General features: G+C 65.9%; 21 protein-coding genes and 1 pseudogene. 8 read left to right on the plus strand and 14 right to left on the minus strand.

Annotation, left to right across the window (positions count from 1 at the left end; genetic code table 11):
• Positions 1–22: 22 nt before the first annotated feature.
• From ACFW0H_RS07165 to ACFW0H_RS07180, 4 genes are all read right to left on the minus strand, one after another.
• Positions 23–811 (minus strand): ABC transporter permease, encoded by a 789-nt coding sequence (locus ACFW0H_RS07165; RefSeq protein WP_422913204.1) that lies wholly within the window; start codon positions 809–811, stop codon positions 23–25.
• Positions 808–1,722, minus strand: coding sequence for an ABC transporter permease (locus tag ACFW0H_RS07170; protein WP_422913205.1), 915 nt, complete (start codon positions 1,720–1,722; stop codon positions 808–810). The genes ACFW0H_RS07165 and ACFW0H_RS07170 overlap by 4 nt, the downstream gene beginning before the upstream one ends.
• Positions 1,719–2,768: an ABC transporter ATP-binding protein gene (locus ACFW0H_RS07175; protein ID WP_422913206.1), complete on the minus strand. Its 1,050-nt coding sequence runs from the start codon at positions 2,766–2,768 to the stop codon at positions 1,719–1,721. Before ACFW0H_RS07175 ends, ACFW0H_RS07170 begins: the two co-directional genes overlap by 4 nt.
• Before the next feature lie 304 nt (positions 2,769–3,072).
• A complete protein-coding gene (locus ACFW0H_RS07180; protein WP_422913207.1) occupies positions 3,073–4,089 on the minus strand; it encodes an AraC family transcriptional regulator in 1,017 nt (338 codons plus the stop codon).
• 308 nt (positions 4,090–4,397) lie between these two features.
• Here ACFW0H_RS07180 and ACFW0H_RS07185 point away from each other — a divergent pair.
• Positions 4,398–4,595: pseudogene (locus ACFW0H_RS07185) on the plus strand (SdiA-regulated domain-containing protein); the annotation flags it as partial.
• Here ACFW0H_RS07185 and ACFW0H_RS07190 read toward each other — a convergent pair.
• Together ACFW0H_RS07190 and rpiA are read right to left on the minus strand one after the other, a co-directional pair.
• Complete coding sequence (locus tag ACFW0H_RS07190; protein WP_422913208.1) at positions 4,596–4,928, minus strand: YegP family protein; 333 nt, start codon at positions 4,926–4,928, stop codon at positions 4,596–4,598.
• Between the two features lie 94 nt (positions 4,929–5,022).
• Complete coding sequence (rpiA, locus tag ACFW0H_RS07195) at positions 5,023–5,694, minus strand: ribose-5-phosphate isomerase RpiA (protein WP_422913209.1); 672 nt, start codon at positions 5,692–5,694, stop codon at positions 5,023–5,025.
• A gap of 133 nt (positions 5,695–5,827) precedes the next feature.
• On the opposite strand from rpiA, the gene ilvA reads away from it, so the two are divergent.
• The 3 genes from ilvA to ACFW0H_RS07210 all read left to right on the plus strand — a co-directional run bounded on the left by ilvA (position 5,828) and on the right by ACFW0H_RS07210 (position 8,352).
• Entirely contained in the window at positions 5,828–7,342 is a 1,515-nt protein-coding gene (gene ilvA, locus ACFW0H_RS07200) for a threonine ammonia-lyase, biosynthetic (protein WP_422913210.1), read from the plus strand.
• Between the two features lie 64 nt (positions 7,343–7,406).
• Positions 7,407–7,865 (plus strand): DUF2269 family protein, encoded by a 459-nt coding sequence (locus ACFW0H_RS07205; protein WP_422913211.1) that lies wholly within the window; start codon positions 7,407–7,409, stop codon positions 7,863–7,865.
• Between the two features lie 19 nt (positions 7,866–7,884).
• Complete coding sequence (locus tag ACFW0H_RS07210) at positions 7,885–8,352, plus strand: DUF2269 family protein (protein ID WP_422913212.1); 468 nt, start codon at positions 7,885–7,887, stop codon at positions 8,350–8,352.
• A 151-nt stretch (positions 8,353–8,503) separates the two neighbouring features.
• On the opposite strand, the gene ACFW0H_RS07215 is transcribed toward ACFW0H_RS07210, so the two are convergent.
• Positions 8,504–9,157: a histidinol-phosphatase gene (locus ACFW0H_RS07215; RefSeq protein ID WP_422913213.1), complete on the minus strand. Its 654-nt coding sequence runs from the start codon at positions 9,155–9,157 to the stop codon at positions 8,504–8,506.
• Positions 9,158–9,302: 145 nt separating this feature from the next.
• Between ACFW0H_RS07215 and ACFW0H_RS07220 the strand changes: the two genes are divergently transcribed.
• From ACFW0H_RS07220 to ACFW0H_RS07230, 3 genes are all read left to right on the plus strand, one after another.
• Positions 9,303–9,782: an RNA pyrophosphohydrolase gene (locus ACFW0H_RS07220; RefSeq protein WP_280324126.1), complete on the plus strand. Its 480-nt coding sequence runs from the start codon at positions 9,303–9,305 to the stop codon at positions 9,780–9,782.
• A 22-nt stretch (positions 9,783–9,804) separates the two neighbouring features.
• Complete coding sequence (gene ptsP / locus ACFW0H_RS07225) at positions 9,805–12,084, plus strand: phosphoenolpyruvate--protein phosphotransferase (protein ID WP_422913214.1); 2,280 nt, start codon at positions 9,805–9,807, stop codon at positions 12,082–12,084.
• 83 nt (positions 12,085–12,167) lie between these two features.
• Positions 12,168–13,202 carry a diguanylate cyclase gene (locus ACFW0H_RS07230; RefSeq protein WP_422913215.1) on the plus strand — a complete coding sequence of 345 codons (1,035 nt, stop codon included), beginning with the start codon at positions 12,168–12,170 and terminating at the stop codon, positions 13,200–13,202.
• 181 nt (positions 13,203–13,383) lie between these two features.
• On the opposite strand, the gene ACFW0H_RS07235 is transcribed toward ACFW0H_RS07230, so the two are convergent.
• The 7 genes from ACFW0H_RS07235 to gshB all read right to left on the minus strand — a co-directional run bounded on the left by ACFW0H_RS07235 (position 13,384) and on the right by gshB (position 19,295).
• Positions 13,384–14,655: a dihydroorotase gene (locus ACFW0H_RS07235; protein WP_422913216.1), complete on the minus strand. Its 1,272-nt coding sequence runs from the start codon at positions 14,653–14,655 to the stop codon at positions 13,384–13,386.
• A complete protein-coding gene (locus ACFW0H_RS07240; RefSeq protein ID WP_422913217.1) occupies positions 14,655–15,662 on the minus strand; it encodes an aspartate carbamoyltransferase catalytic subunit in 1,008 nt (335 codons plus the stop codon). Before ACFW0H_RS07240 ends, ACFW0H_RS07235 begins: the two co-directional genes overlap by 1 nt.
• A 37-nt stretch (positions 15,663–15,699) precedes the next feature.
• On the minus strand, positions 15,700–16,212 hold the full coding sequence (gene pyrR / locus ACFW0H_RS07245) for a bifunctional pyr operon transcriptional regulator/uracil phosphoribosyltransferase PyrR (RefSeq protein WP_422913218.1): 513 nt from the start codon (positions 16,210–16,212) through the stop codon (positions 15,700–15,702).
• A 21-nt stretch (positions 16,213–16,233) separates the two neighbouring features.
• The gene (gene ruvX, locus ACFW0H_RS07250; protein WP_422913219.1) at positions 16,234–16,674 is read right to left on the minus strand and encodes a Holliday junction resolvase RuvX; all 441 of its coding nucleotides are present in this window, start codon (positions 16,672–16,674) and stop codon (positions 16,234–16,236) included.
• Positions 16,674–17,240 (minus strand): YqgE/AlgH family protein, encoded by a 567-nt coding sequence (locus ACFW0H_RS07255; protein WP_422913220.1) that lies wholly within the window; start codon positions 17,238–17,240, stop codon positions 16,674–16,676. The genes ruvX and ACFW0H_RS07255 overlap by 1 nt, the downstream gene beginning before the upstream one ends.
• A 102-nt stretch (positions 17,241–17,342) precedes the next feature.
• A complete protein-coding gene (locus ACFW0H_RS07260) occupies positions 17,343–18,236 on the minus strand; it encodes an energy transducer TonB (protein WP_422913221.1) in 894 nt (297 codons plus the stop codon).
• Between the two features lie 87 nt (positions 18,237–18,323).
• Entirely contained in the window at positions 18,324–19,295 is a 972-nt protein-coding gene (gene gshB, locus ACFW0H_RS07265; protein ID WP_422913222.1) for a glutathione synthase, read from the minus strand.
• Between the two features lie 267 nt (positions 19,296–19,562).
• Here gshB and pilG point away from each other — a divergent pair, with 267 nt between their 5' ends.
• Positions 19,563–19,970, plus strand: a complete 408-nt coding sequence (gene pilG, locus ACFW0H_RS07270; protein WP_003455569.1) for a twitching motility response regulator PilG — start codon at positions 19,563–19,565, stop codon at positions 19,968–19,970.
• Positions 19,971–19,974: the final 4 nt, after the last annotated feature.

Raw genomic sequence — 19,974 nt, forward strand, 5'->3', positions numbered from 1 at the left:
GCTCCTTGCTGGTCGTGACGGGTCAGCGCTTGCGCTGCCCGACGTAGTAGGACAATGCAACGAAAGCTATGGAAATCACGAGGATTATCGAGGAGATGGCGTTGATCTTCGGCGATATGCCCATCCGTATGGAGCTGAAGATGTATACCGGCAGGGTGGTGGCGCCGGCCCCGGCGACGAAGTAGGTGATGACGAAGTCGTCCATCGAGATGATGAACGCGAGCATGGCGCCGGAGAGGACGCCGGGCATCAGCAGCGGGAAGGTCACCTTCCAGAAGGCCTTCCAGGGCGAGGCGTAGAGGTCGGCGGCGGCTTCGGCCAGGCGCGGGTCCATGCCTTCGAGACGGGCGCGGATCGGCAGGTAGGCGAAGGGAATGCAGAACACCACGTGGGCGATGAGGATGGTGAAGAGCGAGAGCTTCAGGCCGATGAAGGCGAAGAACATCAAGGTGGCGACGGCGGTGACGATCTCCGGCACCAGCAGCGGCAGGCCGAGCACCCCGCTCATCAGCGTCTGGCCGCGGAAGGCACGGCCGCGCATGCCGAGCGCGGCGAGGGTGGCCAGGGCGGTGGCGATCAGGGTGGCGAAGGTGGCCACTATCAGCGAGTTCTTCGCCGCGCGGACGATCTCCGGGTCGTTGGCCACCACCGTGTACCACTTCAGGCTGAAGCTTTCCCAGATGGTCGCCGACTGGCCGCCGTTGAAGCTCAGCGCCACCAGCACCAGGATCGGCACGTAGAGGAAGGCGAAGAACAGCCAGGCCGTGGGCCGCACCCCCGTGAAGCGCCAGAGCGGGTTCTGCATCCTCATGGGTGGCCTCCGGCGGTCGGCTGCTTGAAGCGCAGGCTGTAGAGCAGCATTGCCAGGAGCACGAAGCCGAGCAGGGCGAAGGACAACGCCGCGCCCAGCGGCCAGTTGTGCGAGGCGCCGAACTGCAGCTGGATCAGGTTGCCGATCATCAGCGACTTACCGCCCCCCAGCAGCTCGGGAATGATGTAGTTGCCCAGCGACGGGATGAACACCAGGATCGCTCCGGCGACGATGCCCGGCATGGCCAGCGGCACTATGATCCGGCGCAGGGCCTGGTAGCGGTTGGCGCCGAGGTCGAAGGCCGCCTCCACCAGGCGCCAGTCGAGCTTCTCCAGGCTGGTGTAGATCGGCAGCACCATGAAGGGCAGGAAGGTGTAGAGCAGGCCGATGACCACCGCCACATCGGTGTAGAGCAGGCCGAGGGCGCCGTCGGAGAGACCGAACACGCCGAGGCCGCTGTCGATCAGGCCGCCATTGCGCAGCAGCAGGATCCAGGCGTAGACCCGCACCAGCAGGTTGGTCCAGAAGGGCACCGTGACCAGGAACAGCAGCAGATTGCGCTTGCGCTCGCTCTGCAGCGCCAGGTAGAGCGCGGTGGGGAAGCCGATCAGCAGGCAGCCGAGGGTGGTCAGCACCGAGAGCCAGAAAGAGCGCTGGAAAATCTGCAGGTAGTCGGTGTTGAACACCAGGCTGTCGTCCAGGTCGCGCTCGTAGAGGAAGTTGATGTAGGCCTCCAGCGAGTACTGGTCCCACTTCACGCCGCCGTAGTCGCCGGGTACCAGGATCGACACCAGGAACATGATTCCCAGCGGCAGCACCAGGAACACCAGCAGGGCGAGCATGGCCGGGCTGGTAAGCAGCAGGCGCCGGCGCAACTGGCGGCGTTCGGCCCGGGCGCGCAGGGTGCTCATTCGACCAGCACCCGAATGGCTTCGCTGGGCACCATCACCCGTACCGTCTCGCCACTGGAATAGGCGTTCAGCGCGCCATTGCGGTTTTGCTGGCGTACGCGGAAGTCGCTCTGCCCGGCGACGTTGAGGTGGTACACGGTGTCGGTGCCGACATAGACCACGTTCTCGATCTCGCCGGTGAGATTGCCCTGCTCGTCGAGGCTGGTGCGTTCCGGGCGGATCGCCAGGGTGACCGGGCCACGCCTGGGGCTGAAGGCGCAGAGCAGCTGGCCGTCGGGCAGCAGCACGCCGCGCTCCAGCGCTTCGCCTTCGAGGAAGTTGGTTTCGCCGATGAAGTCCGCCACCGTGCGGTTCAGCGGCGCTTCGTAGATTTCCGTCGGGGTGCCGACCTGGAGGATGCGCCCTTTGCTCATCACCGCGATGCGGTCGGACATGGTCAGGGCTTCTTCCTGGTCGTGGGTGACGAAGATGAAGGTGATGCCGGTCTCGTGCTGCAGGCGCTTGAGCTCGATCTGCATTTCCTTGCGCAGTTTCTGGTCCAGCGCCGAGAGGGATTCGTCCAGCAACAGCACCTTGGGCTTGTTGGCCAGGGCGCGGGCCAGGGCGATGCGCTGCTGCTGGCCGCCTGATAGCTGGTCGGCGCGGCGTCTGCCGACGTCCGGCAGCTTCACCAGCTCCAGCATGCGCTGCACCGTGGCCGCGATCTCGTCGCGGGCCAGGCCGCGCATCTCCAGGCCGAAGGCGATGTTCTGCGCCACCGTCATGTGGGGGAACAGGGCGTAGCTCTGGAACACGGTGTTCACCGGCCGGCGGAAGGGCGGCAGGCCCTGCATGGGTTCGCCATAGAGGCGGATGGCGCCGGAACTGGGTTGCTCGAAGCCGGCGATGAGCCGCAAGAGGGTGGTCTTGCCGCAGCCGGACGGGCCGAGGAGGGTGAAGAACTCGTTGGCGCGGATTTCCAGGGAAACATCGTCGAGGGCCTTCACGCCCTGCCCCGGATCACCGAACTCCATGCACACACGGTCGACGCTGATCGCGCTGGTCATGCTGATCACAAGCTCTAAGGATTTGTTCTTATTGGGCTTTTTTATTTCTGCTGGTGAAGCGTCGCTTGTTTGTCCCGATTCTGTCAGCAGCCTAGTAGGTGCAGAACGATAGTTCAGGTCAAAAGGGGATATTTTCGGCCAAGTTGTGCGTTGTGATCGAGATCCCGGAGAGGCACGAAATCTGTAGGGGCGAATTCATTCGCCAAGCAGGCCGCAGGTCTGCCCTGCAGGGCCTGAAGGGGCAGCTGCGCTGCCCTTGGCGAATGAATTCGCCCCTACAAGGAAGGCTCAGCCCTGGAGTGGGTCACCGCCGATACAGGCTCGGTGATTGCCCGCTCCAGCGCAGGAAGGCGTGGCGAAAGCTGGCGGTCTCGCTGTAGCCCAGTTGTTCGGCGATCAGGTAGATGGGCAGGTCGGTCTGCACCAGCAGCTGGCGCGCCTTGTCGTAGCGCACTTCGTCCAGCAGGCGCTGGAAGCTGGTGTTCAGCTGCTGCAGGTGGCGGCGCAGGGTGCGCTCGGAACGGTGCAGCTGGCGCGCCACGCTGTCCAGGTCGCGGCCTTCACGCAGGTTGCTGGCCAGGTGCTGGCGGATCTGGTCGAGCACGTCGTGGCGGCTGTCGAGCCGGGCGTCCAGCTTCAGGCATTGTTGCAGGCCGTAGTGACAGGTCACCGGATCGGCCAGCGGCAGGCTGTGCCCGAGCAGCGCGGCGTCGAAACACAGGGCGTTGCGGGAGGCGCCGAACTCCACCGGGCAGCCGAGCATCTGTTCATAACTGGCGGCATGCAGGGGCGGTCGATAGGCCAGGCAGACCCGGGTCGGATGGATGCCGGTACCGAGCAGGTCCTGCACCACGGTGAGCAGCGAGGTCAGGCAGAGCTCGCTGTTGAATACCATCAGCTCGGGCGCGTAGCGGTAGCCCCCGGCCACCAGGCGCGCCTCGTTGCCGTCCTCCTCCAGGCCCAGCTTGAAGTAGGTGCCCAGCAGCGCCGCATGGCCGAGGGCGAGATTCAGCGCGTCGCGCAGGGTGCGGCTGGCGAGCATGGTGTAGCCGAGGATGCCGTAGGCCGAGACGTGCATGCGCAGGCCAAGGGAGAGACCCAGGGCAGGGTCCTGGGTGCAGGCCAGGGCATTGGCGAAGACACGCAGCTCCTGGGCGTGGGTGATCAGTTTGTCGGGGGTGTCGAGGTCGGCGCAGGCGACATTGCTGCCCTCCAGCAGGCGCGCGCGGGCAATGTCGCTGCTGGCCAGGGCTGCCACCGCCAGGGCGATGGTGTGCAGGGTGGTGAGTGCACGCTCTTCCGGTAGCAGTGAGGTGGCCATGTCCGTCCCCTTTTGTAACGCGCGCCATGCCCGCTCCCGGGCGTTAAGCTTCGGTTCAGGCAGGAGTCAGGTGCGCTCTGTATCCTGCGTCGCGTCCCGAATCCCCAGAGTCCTTGTCGATGCGTTCTCTCTTGACCCCGTGGCGGCTGGTTCTGGTACTGCTCGGCGGCGTCGCCCAGCAGTTCCGGCTGTTCGAACGGGGCTTCTTCATCCTGCAAGAATGGCGCCACGCCTCCGAATGGCGGGGGCGCTCGATCTGGCTGCCGGACTACCAGGTGGCCATCGAGGCCAAGCCCGTCGTAGGCCGGTCGGACGAGTCGCGCCTGGTGCTGGAGTCGAATGCCGACGGCCGGCCGATCAGCACCCTGTCGCTGCTGCGCGGGATGCACGGCCTGCAGCGCGGGGTGCCGCAGGCCGAAGGGGTGGCCATGGACAACGATGGCAACCTCTACCTGGTCAGCGAGCCGAACCTGTTCTACGTGTTCCGCAAACAGGCCGCGGACTGATCAGCTTTCGTCGTTGAGGGTGGCGCCGGGGGCATTGTTCTTCACCGACTCGATGCCCGCGCTGGCGCTGGCGGCGCTGGCGTACATCTGGCTCTGGCCGATGACCTGGCCGTTGCTGGCCTTGAGCACGAAATAGAATTTGCCGTTGCTGGCGGTCTTGTTTTCGAAGGCGCCGTCGCGAACGGCGTTCTTGCGCACCGAGTCGATACCGTTCAAGGCGGAATCCTTGGCCTTGTACAGTTCGCTGGTAAGGATGGTCTCGCCGTTGCCGGCGTTGAGGTTGAAGTGGAATTGGCCGTCGTTGGCCTTCTTCAGTTGGAATTTCCCGGCCATGGGGGCGTCTCCTGATTCAGTGACAGTGGACGGCGCCCCGAAAGGCGCCGTAGCCATCAAATCTAGACGGTTTCCCGAGGGCCGGGAGGCGGCTTCAGAGGCTGATGCTCTTCACGCCGTCCTTGGTGCCGAGCAGCAGCAGGTCGGCGGGGCGCGCCGCGAACAGGCCATTGGTGACCACGCCGACGATGGCGTTGATCTGCTCTTCCAGTTGCACCGGGCTGTCGATCTGCATGTTGTAAACGTCGAGGATGATGTTGCCGTTGTCGGTCACCACGCCCTCGCGGTACACCGGATCGCCGCCCAGCTTCACCAGCTGGCGGGCCACATGGCTGCGGGCCATGGGGATCACTTCCACCGGCAGCGGGAAGTTGCCGAGCAGCGGCACCAGCTTGCTCTCGTCGGCGATGCAGATGAATGTCTTGGCCACGGCGGCGACGATCTTTTCACGGGTCAGCGCCGCGCCGCCGCCCTTGATCAGTTCGAGGCGCTCGTTGCTCTCGTCGGCGCCGTCGACATAGAACTCGAGTTCGCTGACGCTGTTCAGGTCATACACCGGGATGCCGTGGCCCTTCAGGCGCTGGGCGGTGGCTTCGGAGCTGGCCACGGCGCCGTCGAAGGCCATCTTGTGCCTGGCCAGCAGGTCGATGAAGAAGTTGGCGGTGGATCCAGTGCCGACGCCGATGATGCTCTTCTCATCGAGCTTGGGGAGAATGAAGTCGATGGCGGCCTGGGCGACGGCCTGCTTGAGCTGGTCCTGGGTCATGCTGTGGAGGTCCGAGTGAAGGAGTGTCGAGGGCGCGGATTATAGCCGCTAAACCCCTAGAACCATGTGGTCGGCCGACGAATCCGTGCGGTAGACTCGGTCCTCCCGTGAAATGCCCGCCAGTGAAGCCGCGATGCTCGAAGAATACGTGAAGAAGACCCTGACCTCGCGCGTCTACGACGTCGCCGTGGAAACCCCGCTGCAGCCCGCCCGCCAGCTCACCGAGCGGCTGGGCAACCAGATCCTCCTCAAGCGCGAGGACCTGCAACCGGTCTACTCCTTCAAGATCCGTGGCGCCTACAACAAGATCGCCCAGCTGTCCCGCGAGGAGCTGGCGCGCGGCGTGGTCACCGCCTCGGCCGGCAACCATGCCCAGGGCGTGGCCCTGGCGGCCCGCGAGCTGGGCATCAAGGCGACCATCGTGATGCCGCGCACCACGCCCGAACTGAAGGTGCAGGGTGTCCGCACCCGCGGTGGCAAGGTGGTGCTGCACGGCGACGCCTTTCCCGAGGCCCTGGCCCATTCGCTGAAACTGGTGGAAGAGAAGGGCTACGTCTACATCCATCCCTACGATGACCCGGAAGTGATCGCCGGCCAGGGCACCGTGGCCATGGAGATCCTCCGCCAGCATCCGGGACGCCTGGATGCCATCTTCGTCCCGGTGGGCGGCGGCGGCCTGGTGGCGGGCATCGCCGCCTTCGTCAAATACCTGCGCCCCGAAGTGAAAGTGATCGGTGTCGAGCCGGACGACTCCAACTGCCTGCAGGCCGCCATGGCCGCCGGTGAGCGCGTCGTGCTGGGCCAGGTCGGGCTGTTCGCCGACGGCGTCGCCGTGGCGCAGATCGGCCAGCACACCTTCGATATCTGCAAGCGTTATGTCGATGAGGTGATCACCGTCAGCACCGACGAGATCTGTGCGGCGATCAAGGACATCTACGACGACACCCGCTCCATCACCGAGCCAGCTGGCGCCCTGGCCGTGGCCGGGATCAAGAAGTACGTGGAACGCGAGGGCGTGCGCGAGCAGACCCTGGTGGCCATCGATTCCGGGGCCAACATCAACTTCGATCGCCTGCGCCATGTGGCCGAGCGCGCCGAGTTGGGCGAAAAGCGCGAGGCCATCATCGCCGTGACCATCCCGGAGCGCCCGGGCAGCTTCAAGGCCTTCTGCGAGGCCATCGGCAAGCGCCAGATCACCGAATTCAACTACCGCTACAACACCGATGCCGAAGCGCACATCTTCGTCGGCGTCCAGACCCACCCGGAAACCGACCCCCGTGCGGCGCTGGTGGAGAACCTGCGTGGCCAGGGCTTCCCGGTGCTCGACCTGACCGACGACGAACTGGCCAAGCTGCACATCCGCCACATGGTCGGTGGTCACGCGGTGCGCATCAGCGACGAGCTGGTGTTCCGGTTCGAATTCCCCGAGCGTCCGGGCGCGTTGTTCAACTTTCTCAACAAGCTCGGCGGGCGCTGGAACATCACCATGTTCCACTACCGCAACCACGGTGCCGCCGACGGCCGCGTGGTCGCCGGCCTGCAGGTGCCGGCCGAGGAGCGCGCGCTGGTGCATGCCGCCCTGGACGAGATCGGCTATCCCTACTGGGATGAGAGCGAAAACCCGGCCTATAAGCTCTTCCTGGGGTAAGGGCGCCGGGACCGGCGGCTGCTAGGCTTTTCGACAGCCGCCCAAGCTGACAAGGACCCGTTCCATGGAAAACTACCTGACTTTCCGCATCCTTCACGGCCTGGCCACCCTGCTGTTCTTCGGCGGGTTGGCAGGACTGGCCTGGTACGGCTGGCGCAATTTCCGCTCCGGCGATGCCGCGCGCATCGGCCTGAGCCTGCGGCGTATCCTGCTGATCGGCGTGCCCTTGCTGATCCTCGCCGCCGTGTCGTTGCCGGTCAGTGGCTGGTGGATGGTGAACCTGGCGGGCCTGCCCCTGGGCCGGACCTGGTTGCTGGGCGGGGCCATCCTCTACCTCTTCGGCTGCATCGCCTGGCTGCTGCTGTTCGGTCGCGTGTCGCGGCTGCGCGAGCAGGCCCTGGCGGAGGGCGGGCCGGGCGCGCCGCAAGTCCTTCGCAGCCTGAAGTTCGGCGCGGCCTACGGCCTGTCCGGCCTGCTGCTGTTCCTGTCCGTGCTGGCGCTGATGCTGGCCAAGCCGCTGTGATGCGGCTGACACGCCGGGCATGACCCTCTACTTCCTGCTCAAGACCTTCCATGGCCTGCTCGCCGCCGTGCTTATCGGAACGGCGCTGGGCGGGCTGTTCTTCGTGCGTCGCGCCTGGAAAAGCGCTGATCTCCAGCAAATAGCCGCGACTTTCTCGTCGCTGGTACGACTGGAGCTCTGGTTCGTCGCCAGCTCCGCCGTGTTGTTGCCGCTGAGCGGCCTGGCCCTGGCCAAGGTGGGCGGGTGGCCGCTGGGCCAGCTCTGGCTGCTGTGGAGTGCGGGACTTTACCTGCTGGCGGCGTTCTGCTGGCTGCCGTTGTTCTGGCTGCAGGTGCGCATCCGCAACGAGGTACGCCAGGCGCTGCGGGACAGCACACCCCTGGCCAGGCAAGTGGCCAGCCAGGTGGCGCTTCGCAGTTGGCTGGCGGTGCTCGCCCTGGCGCTGTTGGCAGCGGTGTATGCGCTGATGGTGGTCAAGCCGCTCTGACGTCGTCCCTGGGATGCGCATGGCGCACCCTGCCGTCAGGTCTTGGCGGAGCAGAGTAGGGTGGATCGCGCTTTATCGATCCACCATGGTGCTCGACCCGGGCCGTGATGGTGGACATGAAAAGCGCTGTCCACCCTACGACAAGCAGCCTCTAGCGCAGGGACATCACCGGCCAGCCGCGTTTTTCGGCTTCGGCGCGCAGTTTCGGGTCCGGGTCCACCGCCACCGGACGGGTCACCTGCTCCAGCAGGGGCAGGTCGTTCAGCGAGTCGCTGTAGAAGGTGCTGTCGTCCAGGCTGTGGCCGGTTTCTTCCAGCCAGCGGGCGAGGCGGGTCACCTTGCCCTCACGGAAGCAGGGGATGTCGGTGGTGCGGCCGGTATAGCGGCCATCGGCCAACTCGCATTCGGTGGCCAGCAGGGTCGCAACGCCCAGGCGCTGGGCAATGGGGGCGGTGACGAAACGGTTGGTGGCGGTGATGATCAGCAACTGGTCGCCGGCATCGCGGTGCTCGGCGAGCAGGGCTTCGCCCTTGGGCAGGATGATGGGCTCGATGCAGTCGCGCATGAACTCGCGGTGCCACTGGTCGAGTTGCACCATTTCGGTGCGCCCGAGAATTTCCAGGCTGAAGTTCAGGTAGTCCCGGATATTCAGGCGACCGGCCAGGTAGTCCTGGTAGAACTCATCGTTGCGCGCCTTGTAGGCGATCCCGTCGAGGATGCCGCGCTCGCACAGGTAGTCGCCCCAGGCATGGTCGCTGTCGCCGGCCAGCAGGGTGTTGTCGAGGTCGAAAAGAGCCAAACGCACGTCGTATTTCCTTGCATGGAGGCTTCCAGGGGCGGCCAGAATAGCGGCTTTCGCCGGGGCTGCCCATTGCGCTGAAGGCTCGCATTGCTGCGTTTGCGGGCTTTATGGAACAATGCCGGAACATGCGTTTGCGAGGTTGAGTGCCGTGATCGATTCCGATGGTTTTCGCCCGAATGTCGGCATCATTCTCGCCAATGATGCCGGGCAGGTACTTTGGGCCCGGCGTATCAATCAGGATGCCTGGCAGTTTCCCCAAGGCGGGATCAACCCGCGGGAAACGCCCGAAGAAGCGCTTTTCCGGGAATTGAACGAAGAAGTGGGCCTGGAGCAGCAAGATGTGAAGATTCTTGCCTGCACTCGCGGCTGGTTGCGCTATCGTCTGCCCCAACGCCTGGTGCGTACCAACAGCCAACCGTTGTGCATCGGCCAGAAACAGAAGTGGTTCCTGCTGCGTTTGCAGTCGGACGAGAACAAGGTACGGATGGACCTGACCGGCAAGCCCGAGTTCGACGGCTGGCGCTGGGTCAGTTACTGGTACCCGTTGGGTCAGGTGGTGACCTTCAAGCGTGAAGTCTATCGCCGAGCCCTCAAGGAACTAGCACCGCGCCTGCTGGCGCAAGACTGACTCGGAGAAAGGCTGCCTAGCCATGCTCAACACGCTGCGCAAGATCGTCCAGGAAGTGAACGCCGCCAAGGATCTGAAGGCGGCGTTGGCGATCATCGTGCAACGGGTCAAGGAGGCCATGGGCAGCCAGGTCTGCTCGGTCTACCTGCTGGACCCCGAGTCCAACCGGTTCGTGCTCATGGCCACCGAGGGCCTGAACAAGCGCTCCATCGGCAAGGTCAGCATGGCCCCCAACGAGGGCCTGGTGGGCCTGGTGGGCACCCGCGAGGAGCCGCTGAACCTCGAGCACGCCGCCGATCACCCCCGCTACCGCTACTTCGCCGAGACCGGTGAAGAGCGCTTCGCCTCCTTCCTCGGCGCGCCGATCATCCACCACCGCCGGGTGATGGGGGTGCTGGTGGTGCAGCAAAAGGAGCGCCGTCAGTTCGACGAGGGCGAGGAAGCCTTCCTCGTCACCATGAGCGCACAGCTCGCCGGCGTCATCGCCCATGCCGAGGCCACTGGCTCCATCCGTGGCCTGGGCCGTCAGGGCAAGGGGACCCAGGAGGCCAAGTTCGTCGGCGTCGCGGGCGCTCCGGGTGCCGCCGTCGGCACCGCCGTGGTGGTGCTGCCGCCGGCCGATCTCGACGTGGTGCCCGACCGCACCGTCGATGACATCGAAGCCGAGGTCGAACGCTTCAAGCAGGCCCTGGAAGCGGTGCGCGAGGACATGCGCCGGCTCTCCAGCAAGCTCGAAACCCAGCTCCGCCCCGAAGAGCGCGCGCTATTCGATGTCTACCTGATGATGCTCGACGACGCCTCCATCGGCATGGAGGTCAAGCGCGTCATCCGCACCGGCCAGTGGGCCCAGGGCGCCCTGCGCCAGGTGGTGATGGAGCACGTCACCCGCTTCGAGCTGATGGACGACGCCTACCTGCGCGAGCGCGCCTCCGACGTCAAGGACCTCGGTCGCCGCCTGCTCGCCTACCTGCAGGAAGAACGCAAGCAGAACCTGGTCTACCAGGAGAACACCATCCTGGTCAGCGAGGAGCTGTCCCCGGCGATGCTCGGCGAAGTGCCCGAGGGCAAGTTGGTGGGCCTGGTCTCGGTACAGGGGTCGGGCAACTCCCACGTTGCCATCCTCGCCCGCGCGATGGGCATCCCCACTGTGATGGGCGCGGTCGACCTGCCGTATTCCAAGGTCGACGGCATCGAAATGATCGTCGACGGCTACCACGGCGAAGTCTTCACCAACCCCTCGCCCGAACTGCGCAAGCAGTACAGCGAAGTGGTGGAGGAGGAGCGCCAGCTGGTCAAGGGCCTGGATGCCCTGCGCAGCCTGCCCTGCGAGACCCTCGACGGCCAGCGTATGCCGCTCTGGGTGAACACCGGCCTGCTCGCCGACGTGACCCGTGCCCAGGAGCGCGGCGCCGAGGGCGTGGGCCTGTATCGCACCGAAGTGCCGTTCATGATCAACGAGCGCTTCCCCAGCGAAAAGGAGCAGCTCGCCATCTATCGCGAGCAGCTCGCCGCCTTCCACCCGCTGCCGGTGACCATGCGTACCCTGGATATCGGCGGCGACAAGGCGCTGTCCTATTTCCCGATCAAGGAAAGCAACCCCTTCCTCGGCTGGCGCGGCATCCGCGTCACCCTCGACCACCCGGAAATCTTCCTCGTCCAGGTGCGCGCCATGCTCAAGGCCAGCGAAGGCCTGGACAACCTGAAAATCCTGCTGCCGATGATCTCCGGCACCCATGAGCTGGAAGAAGCGCTGCACCTGATCCACCGCGCCTGGGGCGAGGTGCGCGACGAGGGCGTCGACATCCCCATGCCACCGGTCGGCGTGATGGTCGAGATCCCCGCCGCTGTTTACCAGACCAAGGAGCTGGCGCGGCAGGTGGACTTCCTCTCGGTGGGTTCCAACGACCTCACCCAGTACCTGCTGGCGGTGGACCGCAACAACCCGCGTGTCGCCGATCTCTACGACTATCTGCACCCGGCGGTGCTGCAGGCGCTGAAGAAAGTGGTGGACGACGCCCACGCCGAAGGCAAGCCGGTGAGCATCTGCGGCGAGATGGCGGGCGATCCGGCCGCCGCCGTCCTGCTCCTGGCCATGGGCTTCGACAGCCTGTCGATGAACGCCACCAACCTGCCCAAGGTGAAGTGGTTGCTGCGCCAGATCACCATGAGCAAGGCCAAGGAGCTGCTGGAGCAGCTGCTGGCGATCGACAATCCGCAGGTTATCCACAGCTCGCTGCATCTCGCGCTGCGCAACCTGGGGCTCGGCCGGGTGATCAATCCGGCGGCGACCATCCAGGCCTGAGGATGGCGCGCTAGTTGTTTGCACCGCCCGGGGCCGTTTCCGGGCGTTGAGGACCCATCGGGTCGCGTACCCGCAGGAAGCTTATGGACAAGCTCGTGCCCCTCGACCACTGCTATGGCACCACCCGCGAAGAAATCGAGCGTACCCTGCGCCATGCCCTGGATATCGTCAGCGACGGCATCTGGGACTGGAACATCAGCACCAATCACGTCAAGCGCAGCCCCAGCTGGTACTCCATGCTCGGCTACCCGCCGGACAGCCTGCCGGAGGATGTCGACACCTGGAAATCGGTGATCCATCCCGGCGATTTCGAGCGGGTGATGCGCAATTTCCAGGCCTACCTGGACGGCACCAGTCAGATCTACGCCGAGGACTACCGCTGCCGTTGCCGTGACGGCAGCTACCTGTGGGTCAGCGATCATGGCCGATTCGTGGAGTTCGACGAAGCGGGCAAGCCGACGAGGATGATCGGCGCCCACCGCAATATCCACCGGCGCAAGATGGCCAGCCTGGAACTGCAACGCAAGAACGAAGAGCTCCTGACCCTCAATCAGCAGCTGGAGGCCTTGGTGCAGGCGCGCACCGAGGCCCTGCGCCAGGCCAACGAGGCATTGGCCCGACAGGTGGCGACGGCTCTGCGCCTGAGCGAGACCGACCCGCTTACGCAGATCTCCAATCGCCGTCACTTCGAGCGCAGCCTGCATGGCGAATGGCAGCGATTCCAGCGCCATGAGCATGGCGCCACGCTGCTGATGTTCGATCTGGACCATTTCAAGCGCATCAACGACCAGCATGGCCACCAGGTCGGCGATCGCGCCCTGGTGGCGGTCAGCGGTGCCGTGCGCGCGGTGTTACGGGAAGAGGACTGTTTTGCCCGCTGGGGTGGTGAGGAATTCATCGCCCTGCTGCCGGACACTGACCTGGCATCTGCCCTGCAACTGGCCGAACGCCTACGCCTGCTGGTGAGCCAGGCAGACCCCGGATTGCCGCAGGGCCTGACCGCCAGCTTCTCGGTGGCTGAGATGCGGCTGGGGGAGGGCATCGAATCCCTGCTCAAGCGCCTGGACGATGGCCTCTATCGCGCCAAGCAGCGGCGCAATTGCATCGAGGCCTGCTGAGCTGCGCAGGATCCTGTGGGGGCGAATTCATTCGCGAACCGGACCGCAGGTTCGGCCTGGAAGTCAGCTTGGGGCTGCTGCGCAGCCCTTGGCGAATAAATTCGCCCCCACAATAAAGGCCCCACCATCGATCGAATGAAAAAAGCCCGCCAGATGGCGGGCTTTTTCGTGGGGTGCTGGATCAGCCTTCGAAGATGATCCGGCCGTCCACCAGGGTGTGACGCACCTTGCCCGGCAGGCAGTGGCCGATGAAGGGGCAGTTGTCACCCTTGGACTTCCAGGTTTCGCCCGCCAGGGTCGAGGCCTGCGGGTCGAACAGCACCAGGTCCGCCGGGGCGCCCACGGCCAGGCGGCCAGCGGGCAGGCGCAGGGCGCGGGCCGGGCCGGCGGTGAGGCGGGCGAGCAGGGTGGGCAGGTCGAGCAGGCCGTCCTGCACCAGGGTCATGGCCAGCGGCAGCAACAGTTCCACGCTGCTGATGCCCGGTTCGGTGGCGCCGAAGGGTGCGAGCTTGGCGTCGGGCTCATGGGGCTGGTGGTGGCTGGCGATGGCGCCGATCACGCCGGCCTTCACCGCCTCGCGCAGGCCGTCGCGGTCGGCGCGGGTGCGCAGCGGCGGTTGCACGTGGTAGAGGCTGGAGAAGTCGATCAGCGCTTCGTCGGTGAGGATCAGCTGGTACATGGCCACATCGGCGGTAACCGGCAGGCCGCGCGCCTGGGCCTCGCCGATCATCTCGGCGCCGCGGGCGCTGGTGATCTGGCTGAAGTGGGCGCGCACGCCGCTCTGCTCGACCAGCAGCAGGTCGCGGGCGAGCGCTACGGTTTCGGCGGTTTCCGGGATACCGGCGAGGCCAAGGAAGCTGGCGGTGGGGCCTTCGTGGGCCAGACCGCCGTCAGCCAGGGACGCGTCCTGGGAATGGAAGACCACGGTCAGGTCGAAGGTGGCGGCGTATTCCAGGGCGCGGCGCTGGACGCGGTTGCTGGCGAAGGTGGCCAGGCCGTTGCCGAAGGCCACGCAGCCGACATCGCGCAGGGCCACCAGCTCGGAGAGCTGCTCGCCGGCCAGGCCCTTGGTCAGGGCGCCGATGGGGAAGACCTTGGCGTTGCCCGCTTCCTGGGCGCGGTCGAGGATCAGTTCGGCGACTGCCGGGGTGTCCAGCACCGGACGGGTCAGGGGCGGGCAGCAGAGACTGGTGACGCCGCCACTGGCGGCGGCCAGGGTTTCGCTGGCGATACTGCCCTTGCGGCTGTAGCCCGGCTCGCGCAGGGCGACGGAAAGGTCCACCAGGCCCGGGGCGGCCACCAGGCCTTTGGCGTCCAGGGTCTTGTCGGCCTGGAAGCCCGCCGGAGCCTGGCCGATGGCAGCGACCTTGCCGCCTTCGAGGAAGAGGTCGGTGACCTGGTCGTGGCCGCTGGCCGGATCGATCAGGCGGGCACCGAGGATGTGGGTACGCATCAGTTCAGCTCCTCGGCTTCCTGGTTCAGTTGACGTTGCGCGGCCTGGCCGCTCATGGCCATGGAGAGCACGGCCATGCGCACGGCGATGCCGTAGGTGACCTGGTTGAGAATCACCGAATGAGCGCCGTCGGCCACGGCGGATTCGATCTCGACGCCGCGGTTGATCGGGCCCGGGTGCATGACGATGGCGTCCGGCTTGGCCAGCGCCAGGCGCTGGGTGCTGAGGCCGTAGAGCTTGTAGAACTCGCCTTCGCTGGGCAGCAGGCCGCCCTGCATGCGTTCGCGCTGCAGGCGCAGCATGATCACTACGTCGACGTCCTTGAGGCCCTCGGCGAGGTCGGTGTAGACCTTCACGCCGTACTGCTCGACACCTACCGGGATCAGGGTCTTGGGTCCGATCACGCGGATATCGGGGCAGCCCAGGGTGCGCAGGGCCAGCATGTTGGAGCGGGCCACGCGCGAATGCAGGATATCGCCGACGATGGCCACCGAGAGGTTCTCGAACCCGCCCTTGTGGCGGCGGATGGTGAGCATGTCGAGCATGCCCTGGGTCGGGTGCGCGTGGCGGCCGTCACCGCCGTTGATGATGGCCACGTCCGGGCACACGTGCTCGGCGATGAAATGGGCGGCGCCGGAGTCGGCGTGGCGCACCACGAACATGTCGGCAGCCATCGCCTCCAGGTTGCGCAGGGTGTCGAACAGGGTCTCGCCCTTGCTGGTGGAGGAGGTGGAGACGTTCAGGGTGATCACGTCGGCGGACAGGCGCTGGGCCGCCAGCTCGAAGGTGGTACGGGTGCGGGTGGAGTTCTCGAAGAACACATTGCACACGGTGCGGCCGCGTAGCAGCGGGACCTTCTTCACCGCGCGGGCGCCGACTTCGAGGAAGGAGTCGGCGGTGTCGAGGATTTCCGTCAGCAGCTCGCGGGGCAGACCGTCGAGCGAGAGGAAGTGGCGCAGCTGGCCCTGGTCGTTGAGCTGCAGCGGGCGCTTGGCGTCTGTCGGCATGGGGCAGGCCCTGAAAGGTTACGAAGATTCGGGAGGATCAGGCGGGTGAAGCGAGGTCCTGGCGCTCGAGGGTGAGCGGCGCGGGGCCGAGCAATTTTACCCGTTCCGTGGCCCGCAGGGACAGCGTTGCGCCGACCACGTCCGGGCGGATCGGCAGCTCGCGGGCGTTGAGGTCGAGCAGGCAGACCAGGGTCACGCTGGCGGGGCGGCCGTAGTCGAAGAGTTCGTTGAGGGCCGCGCGCACGGTGCGCCCGCTCATCAGCACGTCATCGATCAGCACCAGGTGCTGGCCCTCGATCTCGAAGGGCAGCTCGGATGGGCGCACTTGCGGGTGCAGCCCGCTCTGGGTGAAGTCGTCGCGGTAGAAGGAGACGTCCAGGGTGCCCATGGGGCCCGCCGCTCCCAGTTGCTCCAGCAGGGCCTGGGCGACCCACACGCCGCCGGTGCGGATGCCGATGTAGCGCGGATCCTGGATATCGCGGGCCTTGAGGTGGACTTGCAGGTCGCTGGCCATCCGCGGCAGCAGTTCGGCGGGATTGGGCAGGGTCATCGGCGGTCCTCGCTTAATGAGTCAGGAAGTTGCGCAGTTCTCGGCCAGCCAGCCTTCCAGGAGCAAGGCGGCGGCCAGGGCGTCCACCGGGCGGTCGCGGTAGCCGTCGCGCTGGCCCTGGGCCATGCGCTGGCCCTTGGCTTCGAAGGTGGTCAGGCGCTCGTCGTGGGTGAATACCGGGAGGTTGAAGCGGCCGTTCAGGCGCCGGGCGAACTTCTCCGCGCGGGCGCTCATCTCGCTGGGGGTGCCGTCCATGTTCAGCGGCAGACCGACGACAATGGCGTCGGGCTGCCATTCGCGGATCAGGGCTTCCACGTGCTGCCAGTCCGGCACGCCGTTCTGGGCCTTCAGCACTTTCAGCTCGCGGGCCTGGCCGGTGACCGCCTGGCCCACGGCGACGCCGATCTGTCTGGTGCCGTAGTCGAAGCCGAGCAGCAGGCGCAGGGGTTTGGGTTCGGCCATCAGGCGTGCCCGGCCTGGGCGGTGAGCAGGCTGAGGTTGACCCCCAGGCGCGCGGCGGCGGCGGACAGGCGCTGCTCGGTCGGGGTGTCGAAGAGGATGGCCAGGTCCGCCGGGCAGGTCAGCCAGGAGTTTTCGGCGAGTTCGGCTTCCAGCTGTCCGGCGTCCCAGCCCGCGTAGCCGAGGGCCACCAGGCTTTTCTGCGGGCCGCCGCCGTCGGCGATGGCGAAGAGCACGTCCTGGGAGGTGGACAGGGCCAGTTCCCCCAGCTCCAGGGTGGCCTGGAAATTGTGGCCCGTGGGGTGCAGGACGAAGCCGCGGTCGGTCTGTACCGGGCCGCCGGCGTAGATGGGCACGCCCTGGCAGCGCGCCGGCGGCGTGATTTCCGGGCGCAGCTGCTCGAGTACGTCGCTCAGGCTCAGGCCGTTGGGCCGGTTGATCACCAACCCCATCGCGCCCTGCTCGTTATGCTCCACCAGATAGGTGACGGTCTGGGCGAAGTTGGGATCGGCCATGTGCGGCATGGCGATCAGGAAGTGGTGCTTGAGGTAGCTCGGTGCGCTTTTCATGTCAGCTAGTTTCAGGCTTAAGGCTGCAGGCTTCAAGCGGCAAGGCGCCGCTTCAGTCGCTGCCACTGGTTGAAGCCTAGAGCCTATCCGGTCCTGCTGCTCTCAATTGCTCGACAGGCGGTCGCCGCGTTCGAAACGCCAGGTGCGGATGATCTCCAGGCGGTCGATATCCGCCAGGTCGCCGGTGAAGGGGGCGAAGGGCGCGGCGAGACGCACGATGCGCATGGCGCCCTGGTCCAGTACCGGCTGGCCGGAGGACTCCAGCACCTGCACCTCGTACAGGGTGCCGTCGCGGTTGATCGACACCAGCAGCCGCAGGTTGCCGTAGATGCGCTGGCGGCGGGCCTCTTCCGGGTAGTTGAGGTTGCCGATGCGTTCGATCTTCTTGCGCCACTCTTCCTTGTACCAGGCGCCCTTGTCGCGCATGGTCGAGGCGGCGCTGAGGCGGTGGATGCGCGGGCGTTTGGCGTAGAGCTGGCGCTCCTTGTCCAGTTCGGCCTCGAGGCTGGCGATTTCGCTGGAGAGCTGCGAGCTGTCGAATGTGGGCGCCGGCGCGGCCTGGGGCTGCGGCTTGGTCTGCTCGCGCTTGACCGTGGTCTTCTGCGGCTGCGGGCTCTTGGTGGCCACGGCGGCCTTGGGCGCTTCCTTCTTCGGTGCCTGGGGCGGTGCCGCGGGCGGGGTGGCCTTGCGGATTTCCTTGTCCTGGAAGGGCGCCTTCTCGGTGGTCTTGGGCTTGGCCTTGTGCTCCAGGGTGCCACTGCCCTGCTGGTTGGCCTGGGCGAGGAAGTCGGCCTTCTTCGGGGCCTCTTCGCTCTTGAAGGTGGCCAGGGTGATTTCCAGGGTCTTGCTGATCTGCTGCGGGTCGCCAAAGGTGAAGCCGACGCCGAGGATCAGGGCGACGTGCAGCACGGCGGCGAGAAACAGGGTAAAGCCCAGCCGGTCCGCCGGGCGGACGCCGGCGGACTGTTGGGCGGAGGTAATAACGGCTGCGTTCATCGCCAGTCAGCTTGATTCAGATAGCCGCGCAGTCTGCCCAAGTCGAGCTGAGCGCTGCAAGCGACAAGCGCCAAGCTGTTAGCTGCGTCAAGCTTGGCGCTTGCGACCCGAGGCTTGCAGCTTCCCGTCGATGGCATCCATCAGCCGCTCGCCGATGCGGGTGTCGTACGCCTTGTCGATCTCGCGGATGCAGGTGGGGCTGGTGACGTTGATCTCGGTGAGGTGGTCGCCGATCACGTCCAGGCCGACGAACAGCAGGCCTTTTTCCCGCAGGGTCGGACCGACGGTGGCGGCGATCTCGCGGTCGCGGTCGGAGAGCGGCTGGGCCACGCCGCGGCCGCCGGCGGCCAGGTTGCCGCGGGTCTCGCCCTCGGCGGGGATGCGTGCCAGGCAGTAAGGCACCGGCTCGCCGTCGATCATCAGGATGCGCTTGTCGCCGTCCTTGATCGCCGGCAGATAGCGCTGCGCCATGATCTGGTGGCGGCCATGGCCGGTGAGGGTCTCGAGGATCACCGAGAGGTTGGGGTCGCCCACGCGATGGCGGAAGATCGACGAACCGCCCATGCCATCAAGGGGTTTGAGAATGATGTCACGCTGCTCTTCGGCAAACTCGCGCAGAATGTCGGCGCGGCGACTGACAATGGTCGGCGGCGCCAGTTGGGGAAACAGGGTGGCGAAGAACTTCTCGTTGCAGTCGCGCAGGCTCTGCGGGCGGTTGACCACCAGCACGCCGGCCCGTTCGGCCTGTTCCAGCAGGTAGGTGGAGTAGACGTACTCGTTGTCGAAGGGCGGGTCCTTGCGCATCAGGATCACGTCCAGTTCGGCCAGCGGGGTGTCCGCCTCGGCTTCCAGCTCGAACCAGTGCTCCGGGTCGAGGAACACCTTCAGGGGGCGCATGCGCGCGAAAGCTTCACCGTTTTTCTGGTATAGGTCCTGCTGCTCCATGTAGAACAACGACCAGCCGCGCTCCTGGGCGGCCAGCAGCATGGCCAGGGAGCTGTCCTTCTTGAAGGAGATTTGCGCAATGGGGTCCATGACGATCCCGAGGCGAACGCTCATGGGGGGTCTCCGCAACAGGTTGCAAGGGGCGCGCCGAAGCCGGCGGGCCGGTTGGATGAGGCGCTCAGGGTGGCGCCGGCATTGACCGCGGTCAAGGAAAAAACCTTCCCCTGGATGGGAAGGATCGCAGATGCGGGGGCCGTGTAGCTTGCGTCTGGAGACTGTGCTAAAAAGGCCCGACGATTGGGTCGCAGCCCGTCGGTTGCAGGGCCTCAGGCATGTATATAAAGCAGAATAACGACTCACCGAGGCGATGGTAGGGCGAACATGGAACAGCATTCCGAGGGTTTGAAGGTCATGGTGATCGACGATTCGAAAACGATTCGTCGTACCGCCGAGACTCTGCTCAAGAAGGTGGGGTGCGAGGTCATCACCGCAGTCGATGGTTTCGATGCCCTGGCCAAGATCGCCGATTCCCACCCGAACATCATTTTCGTCGACATCATGATGCCGCGCCTGGACGGTTATCAGACCTGCGCCCTGATCAAGAACAACAGCGCTTTCAAGTCCACCCCGGTGATCATGCTGTCCTCCAAGGACGGCCTGTTCGACAAGGCCAAGGGTCGCATCGTCGGTTCCGACCAGTACCTCACCAAGCCCTTCAGCAAGGAAGAGCTGCTCGGCGCGATCAAGACTCACGTCCCCGATTTCACCCCGGTGGAGCAAGCCTCCTGAAGTC

The sequence above is a fragment of the Metapseudomonas cellulosilytica genome (genome assembly GCF_049334135.1).
GTDB lineage: Bacteria > Pseudomonadota > Gammaproteobacteria > Pseudomonadales > Pseudomonadaceae > Metapseudomonas.